Source organism: Mesorhizobium yinganensis (genome assembly GCF_040081985.1).
Lineage (GTDB): Bacteria > Pseudomonadota > Alphaproteobacteria > Rhizobiales > Rhizobiaceae > Kumtagia > Kumtagia yinganensis.
In genome coordinates this window covers 613,212-631,002 of the sequence record NZ_JBEBMH010000002.1, presented here as the reverse complement: position 1 = coordinate 631,002, position 17,791 = coordinate 613,212, and the positions used below count along the sequence as shown (strand labels likewise).

20 protein-coding genes are annotated in these 17,791 nt (G+C 64.4%); 9 read left to right on the top strand and 11 right to left on the bottom strand.

All coding sequences use genetic code 11. The annotated features are described in order from the left end of the window. Positions 1 to 27: 27 nt before the first annotated feature. Positions 28 to 1,224, bottom strand: a complete 1,197-nt coding sequence (locus ABMA59_RS06715) for a pyridoxal phosphate-dependent aminotransferase (RefSeq protein ID WP_349004654.1) — start codon at positions 1,222 to 1,224, stop codon at positions 28 to 30. Positions 1,225 to 1,331: 107 nt separating this feature from the next. On the opposite strand from ABMA59_RS06715, the gene ABMA59_RS06710 reads away from it, so the two are divergent. From ABMA59_RS06710 to ABMA59_RS06700, 3 genes are all read left to right on the top strand, one after another. After that, positions 1,332 to 1,490 (top strand): hypothetical protein, encoded by a 159-nt coding sequence (locus tag ABMA59_RS06710; protein ID WP_349004532.1) that lies wholly within the window; start codon positions 1,332 to 1,334, stop codon positions 1,488 to 1,490. Positions 1,491 to 1,494: 4 nt separating this feature from the next. After that, positions 1,495 to 1,947, top strand: a complete 453-nt coding sequence (locus tag ABMA59_RS06705) for an SMI1/KNR4 family protein (RefSeq protein ID WP_349004531.1) — start codon at positions 1,495 to 1,497, stop codon at positions 1,945 to 1,947. A gap of 187 nt (positions 1,948 to 2,134) precedes the next feature. Then, complete coding sequence (locus ABMA59_RS06700; RefSeq protein ID WP_349004530.1) at positions 2,135 to 3,226, top strand: LLM class flavin-dependent oxidoreductase; 1,092 nt, start codon at positions 2,135 to 2,137, stop codon at positions 3,224 to 3,226. A gap of 259 nt (positions 3,227 to 3,485) precedes the next feature. On the opposite strand, the gene ABMA59_RS06695 is transcribed toward ABMA59_RS06700, so the two are convergent. The 3 genes from ABMA59_RS06695 to ABMA59_RS06685 all read right to left on the bottom strand — a co-directional run bounded on the left by ABMA59_RS06695 (position 3,486) and on the right by ABMA59_RS06685 (position 5,027). After that, a complete protein-coding gene (locus ABMA59_RS06695; RefSeq protein WP_349004529.1) occupies positions 3,486 to 3,875 on the bottom strand; it encodes a cupin domain-containing protein in 390 nt (129 codons plus the stop codon). A gap of 60 nt (positions 3,876 to 3,935) precedes the next feature. Then, positions 3,936 to 4,325 carry a cupin domain-containing protein gene (locus ABMA59_RS06690; RefSeq protein ID WP_349004528.1) on the bottom strand — a complete coding sequence of 130 codons (390 nt, stop codon included), beginning with the start codon at positions 4,323 to 4,325 and terminating at the stop codon, positions 3,936 to 3,938. 147 nt (positions 4,326 to 4,472) lie between these two features. After that, the gene (locus ABMA59_RS06685; RefSeq protein ID WP_349004527.1) at positions 4,473 to 5,027 is read right to left on the bottom strand and encodes a winged helix DNA-binding protein; all 555 of its coding nucleotides are present in this window, start codon (positions 5,025 to 5,027) and stop codon (positions 4,473 to 4,475) included. A gap of 120 nt (positions 5,028 to 5,147) precedes the next feature. Between ABMA59_RS06685 and ABMA59_RS06680 the strand changes: the two genes are divergently transcribed. Next, positions 5,148 to 6,266: an LLM class flavin-dependent oxidoreductase gene (locus ABMA59_RS06680; protein ID WP_349004526.1), complete on the top strand. Its 1,119-nt coding sequence runs from the start codon at positions 5,148 to 5,150 to the stop codon at positions 6,264 to 6,266. A 98-nt stretch (positions 6,267 to 6,364) separates the two neighbouring features. Here the strand turns inward: ABMA59_RS06680 and ABMA59_RS06675 are convergent, their stop codons facing one another. From ABMA59_RS06675 to ABMA59_RS06660, 4 genes are all read right to left on the bottom strand, one after another. Then, the gene (locus ABMA59_RS06675) at positions 6,365 to 7,624 is read right to left on the bottom strand and encodes an ABC transporter substrate-binding protein (protein ID WP_349004525.1); all 1,260 of its coding nucleotides are present in this window, start codon (positions 7,622 to 7,624) and stop codon (positions 6,365 to 6,367) included. An 88-nt stretch (positions 7,625 to 7,712) separates the two neighbouring features. Next, the gene (locus ABMA59_RS06670) at positions 7,713 to 8,762 is read right to left on the bottom strand and encodes an aldo/keto reductase (RefSeq protein WP_349004524.1); all 1,050 of its coding nucleotides are present in this window, start codon (positions 8,760 to 8,762) and stop codon (positions 7,713 to 7,715) included. 1 nt (position 8,763) lies between these two features. Continuing rightward, positions 8,764 to 9,114, bottom strand: coding sequence for a TIGR04076 family protein (locus tag ABMA59_RS06665; RefSeq protein ID WP_349004523.1), 351 nt, complete (start codon positions 9,112 to 9,114; stop codon positions 8,764 to 8,766). Next, positions 9,107 to 9,823 carry a GntR family transcriptional regulator gene (locus tag ABMA59_RS06660; protein ID WP_349004522.1) on the bottom strand — a complete coding sequence of 239 codons (717 nt, stop codon included), beginning with the start codon at positions 9,821 to 9,823 and terminating at the stop codon, positions 9,107 to 9,109. The genes ABMA59_RS06665 and ABMA59_RS06660 overlap by 8 nt, the downstream gene beginning before the upstream one ends. A gap of 418 nt (positions 9,824 to 10,241) precedes the next feature. On the opposite strand from ABMA59_RS06660, the gene ABMA59_RS06655 reads away from it, so the two are divergent. From ABMA59_RS06655 to ABMA59_RS06635, 5 genes are read left to right on the top strand one after another with little or no spacing between them, the layout of a single operon-like run. Beyond that, on the top strand, positions 10,242 to 11,039 hold the full coding sequence (locus tag ABMA59_RS06655) for an ABC transporter ATP-binding protein (RefSeq protein ID WP_349004521.1): 798 nt from the start codon (positions 10,242 to 10,244) through the stop codon (positions 11,037 to 11,039). Beyond that, positions 11,036 to 11,782 (top strand): ABC transporter ATP-binding protein, encoded by a 747-nt coding sequence (locus ABMA59_RS06650; RefSeq protein ID WP_349004520.1) that lies wholly within the window; start codon positions 11,036 to 11,038, stop codon positions 11,780 to 11,782. Before ABMA59_RS06655 ends, ABMA59_RS06650 begins: the two co-directional genes overlap by 4 nt. After that, the gene (locus ABMA59_RS06645) at positions 11,779 to 12,690 is read left to right on the top strand and encodes a branched-chain amino acid ABC transporter permease (RefSeq protein ID WP_349004519.1); all 912 of its coding nucleotides are present in this window, start codon (positions 11,779 to 11,781) and stop codon (positions 12,688 to 12,690) included. Before ABMA59_RS06650 ends, ABMA59_RS06645 begins: the two co-directional genes overlap by 4 nt. After that, positions 12,687 to 13,700, top strand: coding sequence for a branched-chain amino acid ABC transporter permease (locus ABMA59_RS06640; RefSeq protein WP_349004518.1), 1,014 nt, complete (start codon positions 12,687 to 12,689; stop codon positions 13,698 to 13,700). Before ABMA59_RS06645 ends, ABMA59_RS06640 begins: the two co-directional genes overlap by 4 nt. Next, complete coding sequence (locus ABMA59_RS06635) at positions 13,684 to 15,147, top strand: aldo/keto reductase (RefSeq protein WP_349004517.1); 1,464 nt, start codon at positions 13,684 to 13,686, stop codon at positions 15,145 to 15,147. Before ABMA59_RS06640 ends, ABMA59_RS06635 begins: the two co-directional genes overlap by 17 nt. Positions 15,148 to 15,282: 135 nt before the next feature. Here ABMA59_RS06635 and ABMA59_RS06630 read toward each other — a convergent pair whose 3' ends face one another. Genes ABMA59_RS06630 through kynU form a run of 3 tightly spaced genes read right to left on the bottom strand, consistent with a single transcriptional unit; the run spans position 15,283 to position 17,750 of the window. After that, a complete protein-coding gene (locus ABMA59_RS06630) occupies positions 15,283 to 15,678 on the bottom strand; it encodes a RidA family protein (protein WP_349004516.1) in 396 nt (131 codons plus the stop codon). 42 nt (positions 15,679 to 15,720) lie between these two features. Then, positions 15,721 to 16,560, bottom strand: coding sequence for a tryptophan 2,3-dioxygenase (gene kynA, locus ABMA59_RS06625; RefSeq protein WP_349004515.1), 840 nt, complete (start codon positions 16,558 to 16,560; stop codon positions 15,721 to 15,723). After that, complete coding sequence (gene kynU / locus ABMA59_RS06620; protein WP_349004514.1) at positions 16,557 to 17,750, bottom strand: kynureninase; 1,194 nt, start codon at positions 17,748 to 17,750, stop codon at positions 16,557 to 16,559. The genes kynA and kynU overlap by 4 nt, the downstream gene beginning before the upstream one ends. Between the last annotated feature and the right edge of the window lie 41 nt (positions 17,751 to 17,791).

Below are 17,791 nucleotides of genomic sequence, written 5' to 3'. Positions count from 1 at the left end.
TGCCGTCCCGCCTTTTTTAGCGGGACGTCATTTCATGGCCCCGACCATGCGGTCGAGCGCCGTCTCGATCTGGCCTGCGTCGCGGCACACGCACATGCGCAGGAAGGCATTGGCCGAGCTGCCGAACAGATAACCCGGCGCCAGCCCGACATGCGCCTTTTCGAGGATGTCGGCGCATACCTTGCGCGAGTCGTCCTGGCCCTCGAAGGCGAAGAAGGCGTACATGCCGCCGCGTGGTTTTGTCGGCAGGATGATGCCCGGCAGTTGCGCCAGCTTGCCGTAGGCGAGGTCAAGCCCGGTCCTGATGCGCTCCCGGATCTCGTGGACCAGCGGCTCTCCCTGGCGGATCGCCGCGTTGGCGCCGGCCTGGATCGGCCCGGCCGACCCGCTGTTGATATATTGCGTCATCGCGCCGAGCTGGTCGGCGACGCCGGACGGGTGGGTCAGCCAGCCTAGCCGGAAACCAGTCATCGCCCAGGCCTTCGAAAAGCTGTTGACGGCGAGCACGCGGTCGCCGTCCTCTGCGACCTGCAGCATGGACGGCGCTACCTCGCCGTCGAAATAGAGCCGCGCATAGACCTCGTCGGAGATGATCCAGATGCCGGTTCGCCGGCTGAATTCCAAGAGCGCCAGCATCTCCTCGCGGCTCGCCATCCAGCCGGTCGGGTTGGAGGGCGTGGAGAGAAAAATGGCGCGCGTGCGCGCGTTGCACATGGCGAACAGTTTATCGAGATCGAGCCGCCAGTCGCCGTCGAAATCGAGATGGCAGGGCCGCGGCTCGCCGCCGATCAAATGGATGGCGTTGTGGATATTGGGCCATTGCGGCGCGACATAGACGACATTGGTGCCGACATCGACCAAGAGTTCCAGCGCGAAATACAGCGCCTGCATGCCGCTCGGCGTCACCGTGGTGCGCGGGATGCCGATGTGCTGGCCATGCAGGCGGGTCTGGTACTCCGACAGCGCCTCGATCAGCGGTTCGTAGCCGCGCATGTTGGGAATGTAGAAGGTCAGGCCGTCGTCGAACGCCTGTTTTGCGGCGTCGCGGATGAAGGCCGGCGTCACCATGTCGCCTTCGCCGTACCACAGCGCGATGACGTCGCCGATTTCGCGGGCGCGCATGGCGAGGTTGGCGATGGTTTCGGTGTGCAGGTCGCGCATCTGGGCGCGGATGCCGTCGAATGCGTAGCGCGCCTTGGCCACGGACGACGACTGAGGCGGCATGAAAGACAAGGACGAAAACCCTTCAAACGTACGGGACGCGTGTCGCTTCCGTCGGATGAAGTTCTCACGCGGCTGACGCGACTGACCGGGAAATGCTTATCCGAAGCGTGGCGGTTTTCAAGATCAAAATTTCAAGCTTAAAACAAGCGGGCGGTTCTGCCGTCGCTTTCGACATGCTCATCGTTCTTGCTGGGTCTGGAAACTTGCCTTCGGCTCGACCCGACGCCAAGCTGGCCGCCCGCGATATCGACGATCGGGCAGGGTGATGCGATGAGCATGATAGAATTGGACGAAGCGCTGAAGATCATCGCCGAAAATGTTGATCGGGCCTTCTTTGTCGGACCGCGTGATGAAACTCTCATCTTATCCGCAGAGGATGCGCTCGCTGGCAGTTTGCCGCCCACCTATCGCGCTTTCGTCGGTAGCCTCGGTGCCGGCAACTTCGACGCGTTCGAAGTCTATGGCGTCATAGACCGGAATTTTGAGGACTCGACAATTCCAAATGGCGTTTGGCTTACACTAAGCGAACGCCAACAAAACGGTTTGCCTAGCGAGTATGCCATCGTCAGCGCCAGTGGCGACGGCGGGTGGTATTGTATCGAGCTTGGCGACCAGGAAAGTCCGGTGTTCCTCTGTCCGGTGGGCTCCGCACCCCAAGCGAGGCAACGCGTCGCCACGGATTTTGGGACGTTTTTCCTCAACGGTGTTTGTGGGCAGAACTGAAAGTGCCAGCATAATTATGTCGGTCAATTGGCTCTGCTCAAGCCGCAGTCTCTCGCCGTTATCTTTCCTCCCTTGGTCATCTCGACTGATTGATAAGCCCAGACGCCTCCGCTGCGAAGCAGGCAGACGTTTCATGCTTGAAATATTTTCGTCAGCCCGTAGCGTGCCGCCCTGGAGGAACAATCCCATGGCAAAATCGCATCCGCTGAAAGGCCCGAACCGGCTGAAGCTCGGCGTCTTCTCGACCAATGCCGATGGTGGCCTGGCGATCACCGACGTTCCGGAGCGCTGGACGGCGAGCTGGCCGGACAATCTGACCGCTGCGCAGATTGCCGACCGCGCCGGGCTGGATTTTTTCCTGCCGATCGCCCGCTGGAAAGGGTTTGGCGGCAGGAACAAGGTGCGCGAGCATTCCTTCGAGACCTTCACCTGGGCGGCGGGGCTGGCGGCGGCGACCGAAAACATCGGCCTGTTCATGACCGTGCATGTGCCGCTGGTGCATCCGCTCTACGCGGCGAAGGCGCTGGCGACCGTCGACCACATCAGCCAAGGCCGCGCCGGCCTCAACATCGTCTGCGGCTGGAATCCCAAGGAATTCGGCATGTTCGGCACGCCGCTGGTCGAGAAGGGATATGACCAGGCGGCCGAATGGATCGAGATCGTCGAAAAACTCTACGCTTCCGACGAGCCGCTCGACTATGAAGGCGCCTATTACCACCTCAAGGAAGCCGTCAGCCGCCCCGCCAGCCTGCAGGCGCCACGTCCGGTGACGATGAACGCGGCCTTCGGCGGGCCGGGCCGCGATTTCGCCGCCGCCCATTGCGACTTTCTTTTCACTACCTTTTCCGAACTTGCCGATGCTGGAAAGCATGTCGCCGACATTCGCGAGCGTGCCGACAAGGCCGGCCGCACCGTTGGGTGTTACACGGTGGCCCACGTCGTCTGCCGCGAGACGGTCGAGGAAGCGCGCACCTATTACGACCGCTATGCGGTCACCATGGCCGACCACGCGGCGGTCGATGCCCACATGGCCGGCAAGAAGGAATTCTCGCGGTCGCACGACGCCCATGCCTACGACCGCTATCGCCAGCGTTTCGCCGGCGGCGCGGGCAGCTATCCGCTGGTGGGCACACCGGAAAGCATCGCCGAGGAGATGGTCGCCATAGCCGGGCAGGGCTATGAAGGCATTGCCCTGTCCTTCGTCAACTACACGCAAGAATTGCCCTATTTCTGCGACCGCGTCCTGCCGCTGCTGAGGAAGGCGGGGTATCGGGAGTAGGGCTAGGTTACAGAGATTGCGATTGGGTTTGGCATTCCGTCCAACACCCCTCATCCGACCTCGCTTCGCGAGGCCACCTTCTCCCACAAGGGGAGAAGGGAGAGCACTGCCGCTTCGCCTCTGCAAATCGCCAACGTTGGCGATTAGCGGCGAGGCGGGCGCGAAACTCCCCCTTCTCCCCTTGTGGGAGAAGGTGGCCTCGCGAAGCGAGGTCGGATGAGGGGTGTTGGACGGAGTGCAACCAACCAGACAAATCTCTCTAAGGCGCGGGGCTCGCCAGCGGTTTGTCCGCCTCGGCCACATAGGTGGCCAGTGCCTTGCTGGGACCGTTGCCGATCGCCTTCACGTCATGCACGACGCCGGCCGGGATCAGGTAGGAATCGCCTGCCTTCAGTGTCTGGTCCGGCTGGCCGTCGACTGACATCAGCACCTCGCCTTCCAATATGTAACCGGTCTCGATGCCTGGATGGGTGTGGCTTCCCGAAGATGCGCCCGGCGCGATCTCGGCCAGCCCCATGACGGTGCTGTAGCCTTCGGGGAAGGCGATCTTCTGCAACGGCGTGCGCTTGATGCCGGCGGGCGCGTCCTGTGCAGCCGAAACCACTGTCAACATGGCGAGCGAGACAGCGATGAGAGCCATTCTCAGCATTGCGATTTCCTCCTCGGAAAGTGGCGCTGGCAGGCCAGTTTATGATCGAACGCCTGAGCCCTAAGGCGCCGGGGTCGACAGCGGCTTGCCTCGTTCGATGACATAGGTCGTAATGATCTTGGCCGCTTTGTCGCCCACGGTTTTCACACTGTGCACCGTGCCTGCCGATATCGTGTAGGACTCACCGGCCTTCAGGACGATGTCCGCCTTGCCGGCGACGGTGATCGTCACCTCACCATCGAGAACGTAGCCCGTTTCAAGGCCAGGATGCGAGTTGGGGCTGGATTGCGCACCGGGTGGAACGTCGGTCACGCCGAGCAATGTCTCGTGTCCATCCGGAAAGTCCACGGATTGCGGGGGTGTGCGCTTGATGGCGGCGGGCGCGTCCTGCGCAAGCGCGGCTGCCGGCAGCAGCGCCAGCGCCAGTGCGGTCAAGAGTATCTTCAGCATGTGTCCTCCTCCTTGATGATCCCCGGAACCGTCTCTCTATTCGGCCCGCGCGACGTCTGAACTGCCTCGCCGTTCTGCCGAAAGAAAGCAAAAATCGTCCCCTGCGCTTCCTCTTGCTACCGCCTCGGCGCCTTCCTCCGTCCCGCTTCATCTCGGCCGATGGCGGTGTGTCGCGGCATTGCGTGCCGCCTGCTCGTAGATGCCAGTCATGGTGTCCAGCGTGCGCGCTGCCTCCTGCATGCCCTTGGCGAGTTCCTGCACCCTGCCCACCGGGTCGATCAAAAGGTCGGCGCGCACGTCGGCATAGCGGTCGCACACGTCGCGGCCAAGCTCGGTGGTCTCGTAGGTGACGCCGGAACGGCCGCTGCCGCTGCGCACAACCAGCCCGCCCTTGATCAGTTTTCGCAGGCTGTACTGGATGTTGGGAACGTCCTGGCGATTGGCCATGTGGGCAAGATCACGCACGCTTTTCGGCCGGTCGTTCATGCGGATCATGTGCAGCAGCGCGTTCTCCGGGCCGCTGGCGGAAAAATCGGCGACCGAGGCCAAGCACTCCGCCTGCCAGTGTCCGAACGCCTCGAAGCAGCGGATCAGCGCGTATTCGATTTCCGCGACATCCATCTCCTGCGGCGTGCGGGCGAGGTGCCACGACCGGTCGAGCATTTTTTTCGGCGGGTCGGCGGGCGTGGCGCGGCGTGGCATCAAGGGTCTCCTCCGGGCGGAAGATGCCCCAGCCCTGACCTTGCGTCCACTTTGAAAATCAAATAGACTTTCTATCATAAAATTGAACATAAAATGGGGTTTGAGATGGAGGAGAGTGTGATGACCCGCAACCGCATGTTCGACCGCGACCAGTTCCTGCTCGGCACGTTCGCGTCCAACGGCTCGGGCGGCATGACGGTGACAAAGCTGCCGGAGCGCTGGAAGAGCACCTGGGACAACAATCTGAAGCTGGCAAAGCTGCTAGACGCCGCCGGCATCGATTTCATGCTGCCGATCGCCCGCTGGATCGGTTATGGCGGCGAGACGAATTTCCACGGCAACGTGCTGGAGACCATCACCTGGGCTGCCGGACTGCTGGCGCACACCAATGACATCACCGTCTTCGCCACGACGCACACCGCCGCCAACCACCCGGTCGTGGTCGCCAAGCAACTCGCCACCATCGACCAGATCAGCGGCGGGCGCATCGGCCTCAACATCGTGGCCGGCTGGAACAAGCCGGAATACGAGGCGCTCGGCCTGACGCTGCCGGACGACCACGAGACGCGCTACGGCTATGCGCAGGAATGGTTCGACATCGTCCGCGCGCTCTGGAGCCGCGAGGAAGCCTTCGACTGGGACGGAAAATTCTTCACGCTGAAGAACGTGCTCGGCGACCCGCGCCCGTCGGCGCCACTGCCGATCCTCAACGCCGCCGGCTCCGAGCAGGGCCGCAAATTCGCGGTTCGCAACGCCGATTTTCTGTTCACGCCGGCCATCGACCTGTCACGCTCGGCGGAAGAGATCGCCGCGCTGAAGCAGCAGGGCAGGGAGGCCGGGCGCGACATCGACGTGCTGACCTTCTGCCACGTCGTCTGCCGTCCGACCGAGAAGGAGGCCAATGACTACCTCCATCATTTCGGCCAGGCCAACGCGGATTGGGAAGCGGTGGATAATCTGGTGCGCCTGCAATTCGCGCATGCGCAGTCCTTCCCGCACGACCTGCTGGCGCTGATCCGTGACCGCATGGCCGCAGGTCATGGCGGCTTCCCGCTCACCGGCACACCCGAGCAGGTGGCCGACGGCATCGCCTCGCTGCATCAGGCGGGCTTCAAGGGGACGACGCTGTCCTTCGTCGACTATGTCGAGGAGTTTCAGTATTTCCGTGATCACGTGCTGCCGCTGCTCGAACAGCGGGGCATCCGCATCGCGCGGCAACAGGCTGCCGCGGCGGCTTAGGAACTGACGGGGACAGTTTACCTTTTGCCGCGGAAAAGCTGAGGCATTTCAAGGCTTTCGCAACAGGCAAGAAAGTAAACTGTCCCCAGCGCCGAGGCCTACTTCGCCATTTCGCCCTTGATCTTGTCGACTTCCTCCGCACTCATCTCGCCCACCGTCGTCACCTGGCCGTCCTTGATCCGCCACAGGCGGAACGGGCCGGTGATGTCGCCATACTGGTCGAAGGTGACCGGGCCGATGACGCCCTCGTATTTGATCGGCTTGCCTTCCTTGATCAGGCCGAGCGCCTTGCCGAACTCGTCCTTGCCGGCATGGATCGGCTCGCCGCCGGCAGCCGTGACCTCCGGAATGGCCGCCTTGATCGCGGCGGCGTCGCCCTTGCCGGCCTTGGCGATGGCCAGCGCCACGATCGCGCCCGCATCATAGGAGCGGTCGGCCGCGGGCGCATCCGGCTTGATGCCGCCCGAGAAGGCTTCGTAGCCGCCGTAGAAATAATCGGTGGAGGCGGTCTTGGCGGTGCCCGACGATGTGCCGAAGGCATCGTTCAGATATTGCGCGCCGACCGCGTCGATGAATTCGGAAGAATTCATGCCGTCGTTGAGCAGGAATTTCGCCGCGCCGCCGCCGGAGATCCAGGCGCGTGCGATGGTCGCGCCGTCGACGGGGTAGCTGACGAGGTAGAGCGCTTCCGGCTCGCCGGCCATGGCCGCACTCGCCTCCGACGAATAGCTCGCCTGCTTCTCGTTGTAGGGCGTCGTCGAGGTGATGGTGCCGCCGAGTTTGGTGAAGGCGGCCGAAAATTCCTTCATCATGTTCACGCCGAAATCGTTGTTGACGTGGATGATGGCGAGTTTTTTCAGGCCCTGGTCGATGGCGTATTTCGCCGCCGCCGTGCCTTGCAGCGCATCCGATGTGATGGTGCGGAAGAACACGCCGTTGGTCTTGCCGTCGCGGGCAAGCTGGGTGAGCGTCGGCGAGGAGGAGGCGGGCGATACCTGCACGACGCCGGCGGGCGCCGTCACCGAGGTCAGGATCGGGATCGACACCGAGGAGATGATGCCGCCGATGACTACCGGCACTTTCTTGATGTTGACGAGCTGCGTTGCCTGGTCGACGGCGACGTTGCCCTGGCTCTGGCTGTCGCGCGTGTCGGTCAAGAGCTTGCAGCCGCCGACACCGCCGGCCTCGTTGAAGTCGCGAAAAGCCATCTCCACCGACTTCGCGCCGGCCTGGCCGTAGGCGCCGGCCGGGCCTGTGAGTTCCATGACGACGCCGACGGTGATGTCGCAGTCGGCGGCCATTGCGGGCAGGGCCGAAACGCCGGCGAGCAGCGCGGTGGCGAGCAGTAGTTTTTTCATGTCGTATTCCCCTTCTGGTTCTGGCCGACTCCCGGCGGCCGTTGGTTCATTTGCAGGCAAAAGTCAGTCCGGGCCGCCGGCGCGGGCGTCAGGCGGCTCCCTTGTTCAGATTGTATTTCATGATCGAGCCGTGGCGGCCGTGGCGGTCGCGCTCCAGCGCATAGACGTCGCCGTCCAGTTCGCTGGCATTGGCCAGCACGGCGTCCATCTCTTGCTGATCCTGCGCCGTCAACTCCAGGTCGGAGATTGCCAAGTTTGACGTAAGATGGTCGCGGGTGCGCGCACCGACGATGACGCCCGCCACGGCCGGCCGTGACAGCATGGCGGCGCTGGCGACGGTCGCGATGTCGACGCCATGCCGATCGGCGATGCCGCGCAGCGTCCGAAGCAGCGCCTGGAAAAGATCCCAGCCGCCGATTTCGTCGATGATGAGTTTGTATTTGACCAGCGAGCGGTTCTCCAGCCCGTCATCCGGTTCGGCCGCGCCCAGCCAGCGGTCGCCGAGGAAGCCGCCCGCCACCGTACCGTAGCAGAGCAGCGAGACGCCATGCTCGATCGCGGCTGCGGCCTTGCGTTTTGCCGGGCGGTTGTCGAGCAGCGAATACTGCACCTGCATGGAGGTCAGCGGCACGCCGGCATCGATCATCGCCAGCATGCGGTCCGTGTCGAAATTGGTGGCGCTCACCTTGTGGATTTTTCCGGCGCGGCGCAACTCTTCCAGCCACACCGACGTCTCCAGCCAGCGGTCCGCCGCGTAATCCCACCAGTGGAACTGAACGAGGTCGAGGCGCTCCATCTTGAGCCGCCGCAGCGACTGGTCGATGACGCTTTCGACGTAGGATTTGGAGATGCGCGGCAGGATTTCGAGGTCGGGCACGAATTTGGTGTGAACCTTGATCCGGTCCAGCGCCTGCTGCCCGCGCAACTCGCGAAAACGCAAGCGGAAACGGCCGATCAGGTCCTCGACGCCGGTATAGATATCGGCGCAGTCGAAGGTGGTGATGCCGGCATCGGCGAAGGCGATCAGGTCGGAAACGGGATCGTCGCTGCGAACCGAGCCGTGGCCGGTCGCCATCTGCCAGCCGCCGCGGATCACCCGCGAGATCTCGTAGTCCGGCGCGAGTTTAATGCGCTGCATGTCAGTCATCCCCAAGCGGCACGGCCGTTGTCTCGGCATGGCTGAATCTGCGCAGCCCCAGCCGCGTGATCCTGAGCCGCGAGCCGCAATGCGGGTCGGGACAGGCGATCTCGGCATCCGTGGTCATCCAGTCGTTTTTGTGTGTCGGCCGCTGCTTGGCAGCGAGAAGCGGCAGCACGGACGACAGCGAATAGATCGAAATCCCCTGGCCGGGCGGCAGGTGCAGCATCTCGCCGCGCATTTCGAAATGGTCACCGACCTTCGCGCCGCAATAGATTTTCGCGCCTTCATCGGCGACGACCTCGACGCGCAGGTCGAAGAGCTCAAAAGTGTCGTCCTTGCGCTCAGCCATAGGCCCGTTTCTCCTCGGCCGGATCGTCGGCGGGCAGCCGGCCACGCACCAGGTTGAAGGACCGCGTGATGTCCTCGGTCAGCGCCTTCACCGCCCGCGCCTTGGCACCAAGCTCCAGCGCCTCGATCAGCGCCCAGTGGTGATGCGTGCCAGACATGTCGCGCAACTGGTCGTGGATCTGCGCGGCAGCCCTCACATAGGGGCCGGATTGCAGCCACAGGCTCTCGACCACCGGGATCAGCACCGGCGAGCCTGCCGCGCGGTAGATGGAAAAGTGGAAGGCATGGTTGAGTTCGGAGGTGCGATGAGCCTTGTCCGGCGCGTTGTCGGTGAACGCCGCATCGCATTCGCGCGTCAGGTCCTTCAGCATGTCGAGATCGTCCGCCGTGATCCTCGGCAGCGCAAGCGCGGTCAGTTCGCCCTCGATCAGGCAGCGCGCGCGGGCGAGGTCGTCGAGCTTTTCGCGGTTGATCAGCGGTACGCGCACCGAGCGGTTGGGCAGCGCCTCCAGCGCCTGTTCTGAAACCAGCCGCCCCAGTGCCTCGCGCACCGGCATGGTGCTGGTCTGCAAGGTCTCGGCGAGGTCCTGGATGCGCAGCATCTCGCCGGGGTCGAACATGCCGTGGATCAGCGAGCGTCGCAGTTCAGAATAGACGCGATCATGCAGCGTCTCGCGTCCGACGGGGGAAAGCGCGCGGCGCTGGGTCATGTGGAGTGATCCGCAGTACTCCGTCCAACACCCCTCATCTGACCTCGCTTCGCTCGGCCACCTTCTCCCACAACGGGAGAAGGGGAAATCTCGCGCAGGTGTCTCCGCCAACCTTCGACGTTGGAGATCGGCAGAGGCGAAATTGCCGGGCTCTCCCTTCTCCCCTTGTGGGAGAAGGTGTCGAGGCGAAGCCGAGACGGATGAGGGGTGTCGGACGGAGTGCGGCATTTAATTAATCCGCGGACCGGAGCACCACGGATAACCGGACACTCACCGTAAACTTCGCGGACTGCGTTTCGCCGATCGCGCATCAGGTCGCCGCCATTAGAGCCGACAATCCCCAATTTTCTAGTTGCAATGTTTGTCGATGTAAAGTTTGATCAAACATCACCTATCAAAAATTTCCGGTCCCAGCCTCATGGCCACCACAGGAGCCCCAGCCCGTGCGAACACCCCGCTCATCGAAGGGCGGGGGCTGGTAAAGCAGTTCGGCGGGCTGCGTGCGGTGGATGATATGTCGATCGCACTGCGTCGTGGCGAGATGCTGGGGTTGATCGGCCCGAACGGCGCCGGCAAGACGACGCTGTTCAGTCTGCTCGCCGGCAGCCTGAAGCCCACGTCCGGCACCGTGACGATTGCCGGACATGACGTTTCGCGCGGCGGGCCGGAGCGCCGCATCGCACACGGCGTCGGCCGCACCTTTCAGATCCCGAGACCTTTCGCCGAGATGACAGTACTGGAAAATGTGCTGGCCGGCGGCCAGCGCCAGGCGGGCGAGAGCATTTTCATGAATTTCCTGCGGCCGGGCCGGGTAGCCGCAGAGGAGAGGGCGGCGGTCGAGAAAGCGCGGTCGCTGCTCGACTTCGTCACCCTGTCGCATCTGGAGGGCGAGCCGGCGCGCGTGCTGTCGGGCGGCCAGCGGAAGCTGCTCGAACTGGCGCGCATCCTGATGGCCGACCCGCAGGCGATTCTGCTCGACGAGCCGGCGGCAGGCGTCAACCCGACGCTGCTGGAACTGATCATCGACCGCGTGCTGGAGCTTAACCGCCAGGGCAAATCCATCCTGCTGATTGAGCACAATATGGACATGGTGGCGCGGCTCTGCGGCCGGGTGGTCGTGATGGCGGGCGGCCGCTTTCTGACCGAGGGCGCGCCAGACGATGTGTCGCGAGACACGACGGTGGTCGAGGCCTATCTGGGCGGGGTCGCGGCATGACCAACCCCCAGCAGGCGCTTTCCACGCAGAACCTCGTCGCCGGTTATGAGCGAGACCTGCCGATCGTGCGGGGTGTGGATTTTTTGGTGGCAACGGGCGAACTGATTGTTATCCTCGGTCCGAACGGGGCCGGAAAATCGACCTTCGTCAAGGCCATAGCCGGTCTCGTGCCGGTGCATTCCGGCACGGCGCTGCTGGGCAGTGCGGACATCACCCATGTTCCCGCGCACGAAAAAATCCGGCATGGCCTGGCCTTCGTGCCGCAGACCGAGAACATTTTTGCGACGCTGACCATCGAGGACAATCTGCGGCTGGCCGCCGACATCCTGCCAAGGGAGCGGCAGGCGCGCCGCATCGCCGAACTCTACACGACGTTTCCCGACCTCGCGGCGCGCCCATCGCTGCGCGCCGGCCAGCTCTCCGGTGGCCAGCGCCAGATGCTCGCCGTGGCCCGCGCGCTGATCGTCGAGCCCTCCGTGCTCATCCTCGACGAGCCGTCGGCCGGCCTGTCGCCGAAAATCGTCGCAGAAGTTTTTTCGCGGCTGAAGGCCATCAACAAGACCGGCGTCACCATCGTGTTGGTCGAGCAGAATGTGAAGGCGGCACTTGCGATTGCCGACCGCGCCGTCATCCTGGTCGAAGGCCGCGTGCGCCATGAAGGCCCGGCCGCCACGCTTGCCGACGATCCGGTCGTCGCCGAACTCTATCTCGGCGCGCGGCACGATCGGAGGGCGGTGTCATGAATCCGCAGGCGCTGATGGACGGGCTGATCACCGGCTCGATGATCGGGCTCGGCGCGGTCGGCGTGACGCTGACCTATTCGATCCTGCGCTTCGCCAATTTCGCGCATGGCGAGTTCATCTCCTGGGGCGCCTATTTCGCGTTCGCCGTTGCCGGCGCGCTCGGCGCCGTTTCCGGCGCGATGCTGGCGCCGATCGGCCCCTTCTCTTTCGGCTGGGCACTGCCGATCGGCCTGCTCGCCGCCTTGGCGCTCACCGGTGGGCTCGCGCTGGTGGTCGACGCGCTGCTGTTCGGCCGCCTGCGCCGCCAGCGCAGCACCGTCATCATCATGGTCATGGCGAGTTTTGGCGCCGCGCTTACGCTTCGCAGCCTGCTTGAATTCATCTTCACGTCGAAGCCAGCCTATTACACCAAGGCCTTGCAAATCGCCCTGCCGCTCGGCGGCGGTATCCGTGCCACGCCCGATCAATTGTTGTCGCTGGGGCTGGCCGCCGTGCTGGTCGTCGCCATCCATCTGCTTCTGACCCGCACGGCGATAGGCCGTTCGATGCGGGCGGTCAGCGAGAACCCGCAACTCGCCGGCGTCGTCGGCATCGAGGTGCGCAAGGTGATCCGCGTCGTCTGGGTGCTCGGCGCAGGGCTCGCGGCTGTGGCCGGCGTCATCGCTGGCCTGCTGGTTCAAGTGCGGCCGCAAATGGGGCTCGACCTCCTGCTGCCGCTGTTCGCCGCCGCCATCCTCGGCGGCATCGGCAGCGTGCCGGGCGCCATGCTTGCCGGCGTCATCGTCGGGCTCTCCGAGGCGCTCGCGGTGCAACTGATCGGTGCCGAATGGCGCGCAGCGATTGCCTTCATCATTCTTGTTCTCGTCCTGCTGATCCGCCCGCAAGGCATTTTCGGGAGGCCGGAATGAGCGTCGAGTTTTTCGCCTACGCTGCCTTCTTCCTGACCATGGCGCTGACCTATGCCATCATGTGCCTCGGTCTCAACGTGCAGTGGGGCCAGACCGGCCTGTTCAATGTCGGCGTGGCCGGCTTCGTGGCCATTGGCGCCTATGTCTCGGCATTGCTGACGACGCCGGACACGCACGAGCGTTTCGGCGGTTTCGGCCTGCCGATCGCGGTCGGCTGGTTCGGGGCCGCACTCGCCGCTGGTCTGATATCCTTCCTGATCGGTGCGCTGACCATCCGTCTGCGCGCCGACTATCTCGCCATCGCCACCTTCGGCGTCGCCGTCACCGTGCAACTCGTCGCGCTCAACCTCGAGCCGGTGACGGGCGGCCCGTTCGGCATGGGCTTCATTCCCCGCCCGTTCGCCGGCCTGGCCGGCAATCCGCTTGCCTTCAGCCTTTCCAATCTGGCGCTGCTCGCCGCCGTCGTGATCGCGCTATATCTGGCGCTCGAACGGCTGGTCCGCAGCCCGTGGGGGCGCGTGCTGCGTGCCATCCGCGAGGATGAGGCGGCAGCGCGCGCGCTCGGCAAGAATGCGACAAAATTCCGCTTGCAGGCTTTTGCCATCGGTGGCGGCATCATGGGGCTGGCGGGCGCCGCGCAGGCGCATTTCATCGGCTTCATCGCCCCGGAGAACTACGTGCCGATGCTGACCTTCCAGGTCTGGGCGATGCTGATCGTCGGCGGCTCGGGTAACAATCGCGGCGCCATCCTCGGCGCGGTCCTTGTCTGGGGCATCTGGGCCGCATCCGCTGGCGCCTTCGCGGCGCTGTTCCCGCCGGGCGAACAGGCGCGCGCCGCCGCCTTGCAGATCGTCATGATCGGCGTTGCGCTCTGTGCCATCCTGCTGCTTCGCCCGCGGGGCATTCTCGGCGAGGAGCGCGTCGTGTCGCGCCATCTCGGCCGGCTGGCGGGCCGCGCGGCCCCATCGACTACAGCTAATCAGGAGACGACCCGTGCCGGCAGCGCCTGAACGAATATTGCTCGGCGACGGGCTCTCCGTCAGCCGCCTGCTCTGCGGTCTGTGGCAGGTGGCCGACCTGGAGAAGGGCGGCGCGCCGCTCGATCCAGAACGCGGCGCTGACGCGCTTGAGGCCTATATCAGCGACGGCTTCGACACATTCGACATGGCCGACCACTATGGCAGCGCCGAACTGATCGCCGGCCGGCTGCTGGCGCGCCACAGGGGCGCTGAAAAAAGACCGCTCGCCTTCACCAAATGGTGTCCCGAGCCTGGCCCCATGACCGCCGAGATTGTGCGCAAGGGCGTTCAGGAGCGACTCGACCGGCTAGCTGTTGAGAAGGTGGATCTTTTGCAGTTCCACTGGTGGACCTTCGAGCATCCGGCTTGGCTCGACGCCCTGCACGAGATGAGCCGGCTGAAGGACGAGGGCCTCATCGGCGCCATCGGCGTCACCAATTTCGATGCCGCGCATCTGGCGCTGGCGCTGGCCGACGGCGTTCCGCTGGTCAGCAACCAGGTGTCGTTCTCGCTGGTCGATCGGCGCGCCGCCGGCCCGCTGTCGGAGGTCTGCCGCGCCCATGGCGTGAAACTGCTCGCCTACGGCACTTTGTGCGGCGGCTTTCTTTCCGGCAAATGGCGCGGACAACCGGAGCCCGCCACGATCCCCGACTGGAGCCGTTCGAAATACAAGCGCTTTATCGACGCCGCCGGTGGCTGGGACGTCTTCCAGGGCATTTTGCGCACGGCGGGCACCATCGCCCAAAAACACGGCGTGTCGATCTCCAACGTCGCGACGCGCTGGGTACTTGATCACGCGGCGGTGGCCGGGGCCATCGTCGGCGCGCGCCTCGGCGAGAGCGAGCACCGCGCCGATAATCTGAAGGCTTTCGGCTTTTCGCTCGACGCCGAGGACCGGGCGCTGCTGCAGGAAGCCTTTGCCGCCTCCACGCCGATACCCGGCGACTGCGGCGACGAATACCGCAAGCCGCCCTATCTCACCGCCTCCGGAGATCTTAGCCATCACCTCGACGCCATCCCGTCGATTTATACGGCCGAGCCGGTGCCCGGCCGGCCGGGCCGCAGCCGCGTCTCGTCGGGCAGCGTTTGGGAGCCCATCGCCGGCTACAGCCGCGCTGTTCGCGTCAAGGACACGATCCGCGTCTCAGGCACCACGGCCACGCACGCCGCCGACCGCTGCGTCGCGCCCGGCGACGCCGGCGCGCAGACCACCTACATTCTCGACAAGATCGCCGCCTCGATCCGCGCGCTCGGCGGCTCTTTGGAGGATGTCGTTCGCACCCGCATCTATTTGCGCGACGCGGCAGCTTGGGAACCCGTCTCGCGGGCCCATGGCCGGGTCTTCGGCGACATCAAGCCGGCCAACACTCTGATCCAGGCCGGCGGACTGGTCGGCGGCTACGAGGTCGAGATCGAGGCGGAAGCCGTGGTAGGTTGAGCCGATAGCGCTCATCCGGAAATGGATCAGGGCGAGGCGAAAAAATTGTGTTGTGAGTACCAGAGCGGAGCGTACATTACGTAGGTGAGCACCGGAGCGCAGCAAGGCGGCGTTTGCAGCCCTCATCCATCTCCGTCAGTCGGGTATGACGGCAATAGCCTGAATCTCCACTTTGGCGCGGTCCTCGACCAGCGCCACGACCTGCACGGCAGCCATCGCCGGAAAGTTGCGGCCGATCACTTCGCGATAGGCTTGGCCTATGCCCTTGAGATTGCCGAGATATTCGGCCTTGTCGGTGAAATACCAGGTCATCGACGTGATGTGCTCCGGTCCCGCGCCCGCCTCGGCAAGCACCGCCACCACATTCTCCAGCGTCTGTCGCACCTGTGCGGAAAAGTCGTCGGTCTCCCACTGGCACTGGCCGTTCCAGCCGACCTGGCCGGCGACATAGATCTGCCGTCCGCGTGCCGAGACGCCGTTGGCGTAGCCCACCGGTTTTGCCCAGCCTTCCGGCTGCAGGATCGTGTGCATTTCCACTCCTAGACGTTCAAAATTCTTCCTTGCCGCAACGGATTAGAGTTCCGTGCGGACCTTCCACAGCTCCGGAAACAGCACGACCTCCAGCATCCGGCGCAGATAGGACACGCCCGCCGTGCCGCCCGTGCCGCGCTTCAGCCCGATGATCCGCTCCACGGTCGTTACGTGGTTGAACCGCCAGCGCCGGAAGTAATCCTCGAAGTCGACCAGTTTTTCCGCCAGCTCGTAGAGCAGCCAGTGTTCCTCGGGCGCGGCATAGACGGCCTTCCACGCCGCCAGCACCTTGTCGTTCCCGGCGCGCGTCTCGCGCCACTCCGTGCGGCTTGCATCCTCGCCGATGTCGAAACCGTTGCGGGCGAGCAGCAGCAGCGCCTCGTCATAGAGGCTGGGTTCGGCCAGGATGTCCTCCAGCGCCGAGACCAGTTCGCCGCGATGTGTGTGCGGCCCGAGCATGGCGAGGTTGCGGTTGCCCGCCAGAAACTCGATCGCCCGGTATTGCCACGACTGGAAGCCCGACGACTGGCCGAGCGAACCGCGGAACTCCGTGTATTCGCTCGGCGTCATGGTGCGCAGCACGTCCCAGGCACTGTTCAACTGTTCGAAGATGCGCGCCACCCGCGTCAGCATCTTGAAGGCCGGCTGCAATTCGTCAGCGCGGATCGCGCGGATCGCCGAGCGAATTTCGTGGATGGCGAGCTTCATCCACAGTTCCGAGGTCTGGTGCTGGATGATGAACAGCAACTCGTCATGCGCGGTGGACAGCGGTTCCTGCGCGTCCAGCACGCGGTCGAGTCTGAGATAGTCGCTGTAGGACATCCGCTCCCTGAACGACATCTCCGCGCCCTCGTGCGCCGGATCGTGGGGTTTTGCGCTCACGTCACGGCCGCCTTGCGAAGATATTCCGGCCGGTCCCACAGCCTAGCCGTCATGATGTCTTCCAGGATTTCGGCTGCGCGCACGGCCTCTTCACGCCCGAGATAGAGCGGTGTCACACCGAAGCGGATGGCGTCGGGCGCACGGAAATCCCCGATGACGCCGCGCGCGATCAGCGCCTGCATGATCGCGTAACCCTGTGGATGCCTGAAGGACACCTGGCTGCCGCGTTTTGCACCGTCGCGTGGCGAGGCAAGCACGAGATCCGGGCACCGCGCCTCCACCTCGGCGATGAACAGGTCGATCAGTTCGATCGATTTTTTCCGTACGTCCTGCATGGAGACGCCGTCCCAGGCGTCGAGCGCCGCGTCCAAAGCCGTCAGCGCGATCACCGGCGGCGTGCCGCAGCGCATGCGCTCGATGCCGGGCGCTGGCGCATAATCGAGGTCGAAGGCAAACGGCGCGGCGTGGCCCATCCAGCCGGAAAGGGCAGGGCGGACGGCCTCGGCATGTCTTGGCGCCACATAGATGAAGGCCGGCGCGCCCGGCCCGCCGTTCAGATATTTGTAGGTGCAGCCGACAGCGAAATCGGCTTGCGCCGCCGTCAGGTCGACGGGCAGGGCGCCGGCCGAATGGGCGAGGTCCCAGATGGTCAGAACGCCGGTGGCATGTGCCTTTTCGGTCAGCGCCTTCATGTCGTGCAGCCGCCCGGTGCGATAGTCGACCTCGGTCAGCATCAGCACGGCGATGCTGTCGTCGATGGCTGCCTCGACGTCTTCCGGCTCGACGACCTTCAGGACATACCCCTGTCCGAGCGAACCAATCAGCCCCTGCGCCATGTAAAGGTCGGACGGGAAATTGCCGCTATCCGACAGCACGACTTTCCGCGTCGGATTGAGCTCGAGCGCCGAAGCCAGCGCCTGGAAAACCTTGATCGACAGCGTGTCGCCCATGACGACGGTGCCTTGCGGAGCCCCGATCAGTTTTCCGACGCGGTCGCCGATCTTTCGCGGCTGCACGTACCAGCCGGCGGAATTCCAACCCTTGATGAGCTGCCCACCCCACTCGTCGGCGAGCATTTTTGCCACGCGTTCCTTCGCCGCGATTGGCAGCGGCCCAAGCGAATTGCCGTCCATGTAGACGACGCCGTCCGGCAGATGGAACAGCGCCCGGGTTTTGGCGAAGTCGGTCATGGGCGGGCAGCCCGGGGACAGTTTACTTTTTTCGGCCCGCG

Bases quoted from the DNA above. Each gene is read 5' to 3' on its own strand.
- ABMA59_RS06715 (WP_349004654.1), bottom strand. From the start codon at position 1,224: ATGCCGCCTCAGTCGTCGTCCGTGGCCAAGGCGCGCTACGCATTCGAC.
- ABMA59_RS06705 (WP_349004531.1), top strand. From the start codon at position 1,495: ATGAGCATGATAGAATTGGACGAAGCGCTGAAGATCATCGCCGAAAAT.
- ABMA59_RS06700 (WP_349004530.1), top strand. From the start codon at position 2,135: ATGGCAAAATCGCATCCGCTGAAAGGCCCGAACCGGCTGAAGCTCGGC.
- ABMA59_RS06695 (WP_349004529.1), bottom strand. From the start codon at position 3,875: ATGCTGAGAATGGCTCTCATCGCTGTCTCGCTCGCCATGTTGACAGTG.
- ABMA59_RS06690 (WP_349004528.1), bottom strand. From the start codon at position 4,325: ATGCTGAAGATACTCTTGACCGCACTGGCGCTGGCGCTGCTGCCGGCA.
- ABMA59_RS06685 (WP_349004527.1), bottom strand. From the start codon at position 5,027: ATGCCACGCCGCGCCACGCCCGCCGACCCGCCGAAAAAAATGCTCGAC.
- ABMA59_RS06680 (WP_349004526.1), top strand. From the start codon at position 5,148: ATGACCCGCAACCGCATGTTCGACCGCGACCAGTTCCTGCTCGGCACG.
- ABMA59_RS06675 (WP_349004525.1), bottom strand. From the start codon at position 7,624: ATGAAAAAACTACTGCTCGCCACCGCGCTGCTCGCCGGCGTTTCGGCC.
- ABMA59_RS06670 (WP_349004524.1), bottom strand. From the start codon at position 8,762: ATGCAGCGCATTAAACTCGCGCCGGACTACGAGATCTCGCGGGTGATC.
- ABMA59_RS06665 (WP_349004523.1), bottom strand. From the start codon at position 9,114: ATGGCTGAGCGCAAGGACGACACTTTTGAGCTCTTCGACCTGCGCGTC.
- ABMA59_RS06660 (WP_349004522.1), bottom strand. From the start codon at position 9,823: ATGACCCAGCGCCGCGCGCTTTCCCCCGTCGGACGCGAGACGCTGCAT.
- ABMA59_RS06655 (WP_349004521.1), top strand. From the start codon at position 10,242: ATGGCCACCACAGGAGCCCCAGCCCGTGCGAACACCCCGCTCATCGAA.
- ABMA59_RS06650 (WP_349004520.1), top strand. From the start codon at position 11,036: ATGACCAACCCCCAGCAGGCGCTTTCCACGCAGAACCTCGTCGCCGGT.
- ABMA59_RS06645 (WP_349004519.1), top strand. From the start codon at position 11,779: ATGAATCCGCAGGCGCTGATGGACGGGCTGATCACCGGCTCGATGATC.
- ABMA59_RS06640 (WP_349004518.1), top strand. From the start codon at position 12,687: ATGAGCGTCGAGTTTTTCGCCTACGCTGCCTTCTTCCTGACCATGGCG.
- ABMA59_RS06630 (WP_349004516.1), bottom strand. From the start codon at position 15,678: ATGCACACGATCCTGCAGCCGGAAGGCTGGGCAAAACCGGTGGGCTAC.
- kynU (WP_349004514.1), bottom strand. From the start codon at position 17,750: ATGACCGACTTCGCCAAAACCCGGGCGCTGTTCCATCTGCCGGACGGC.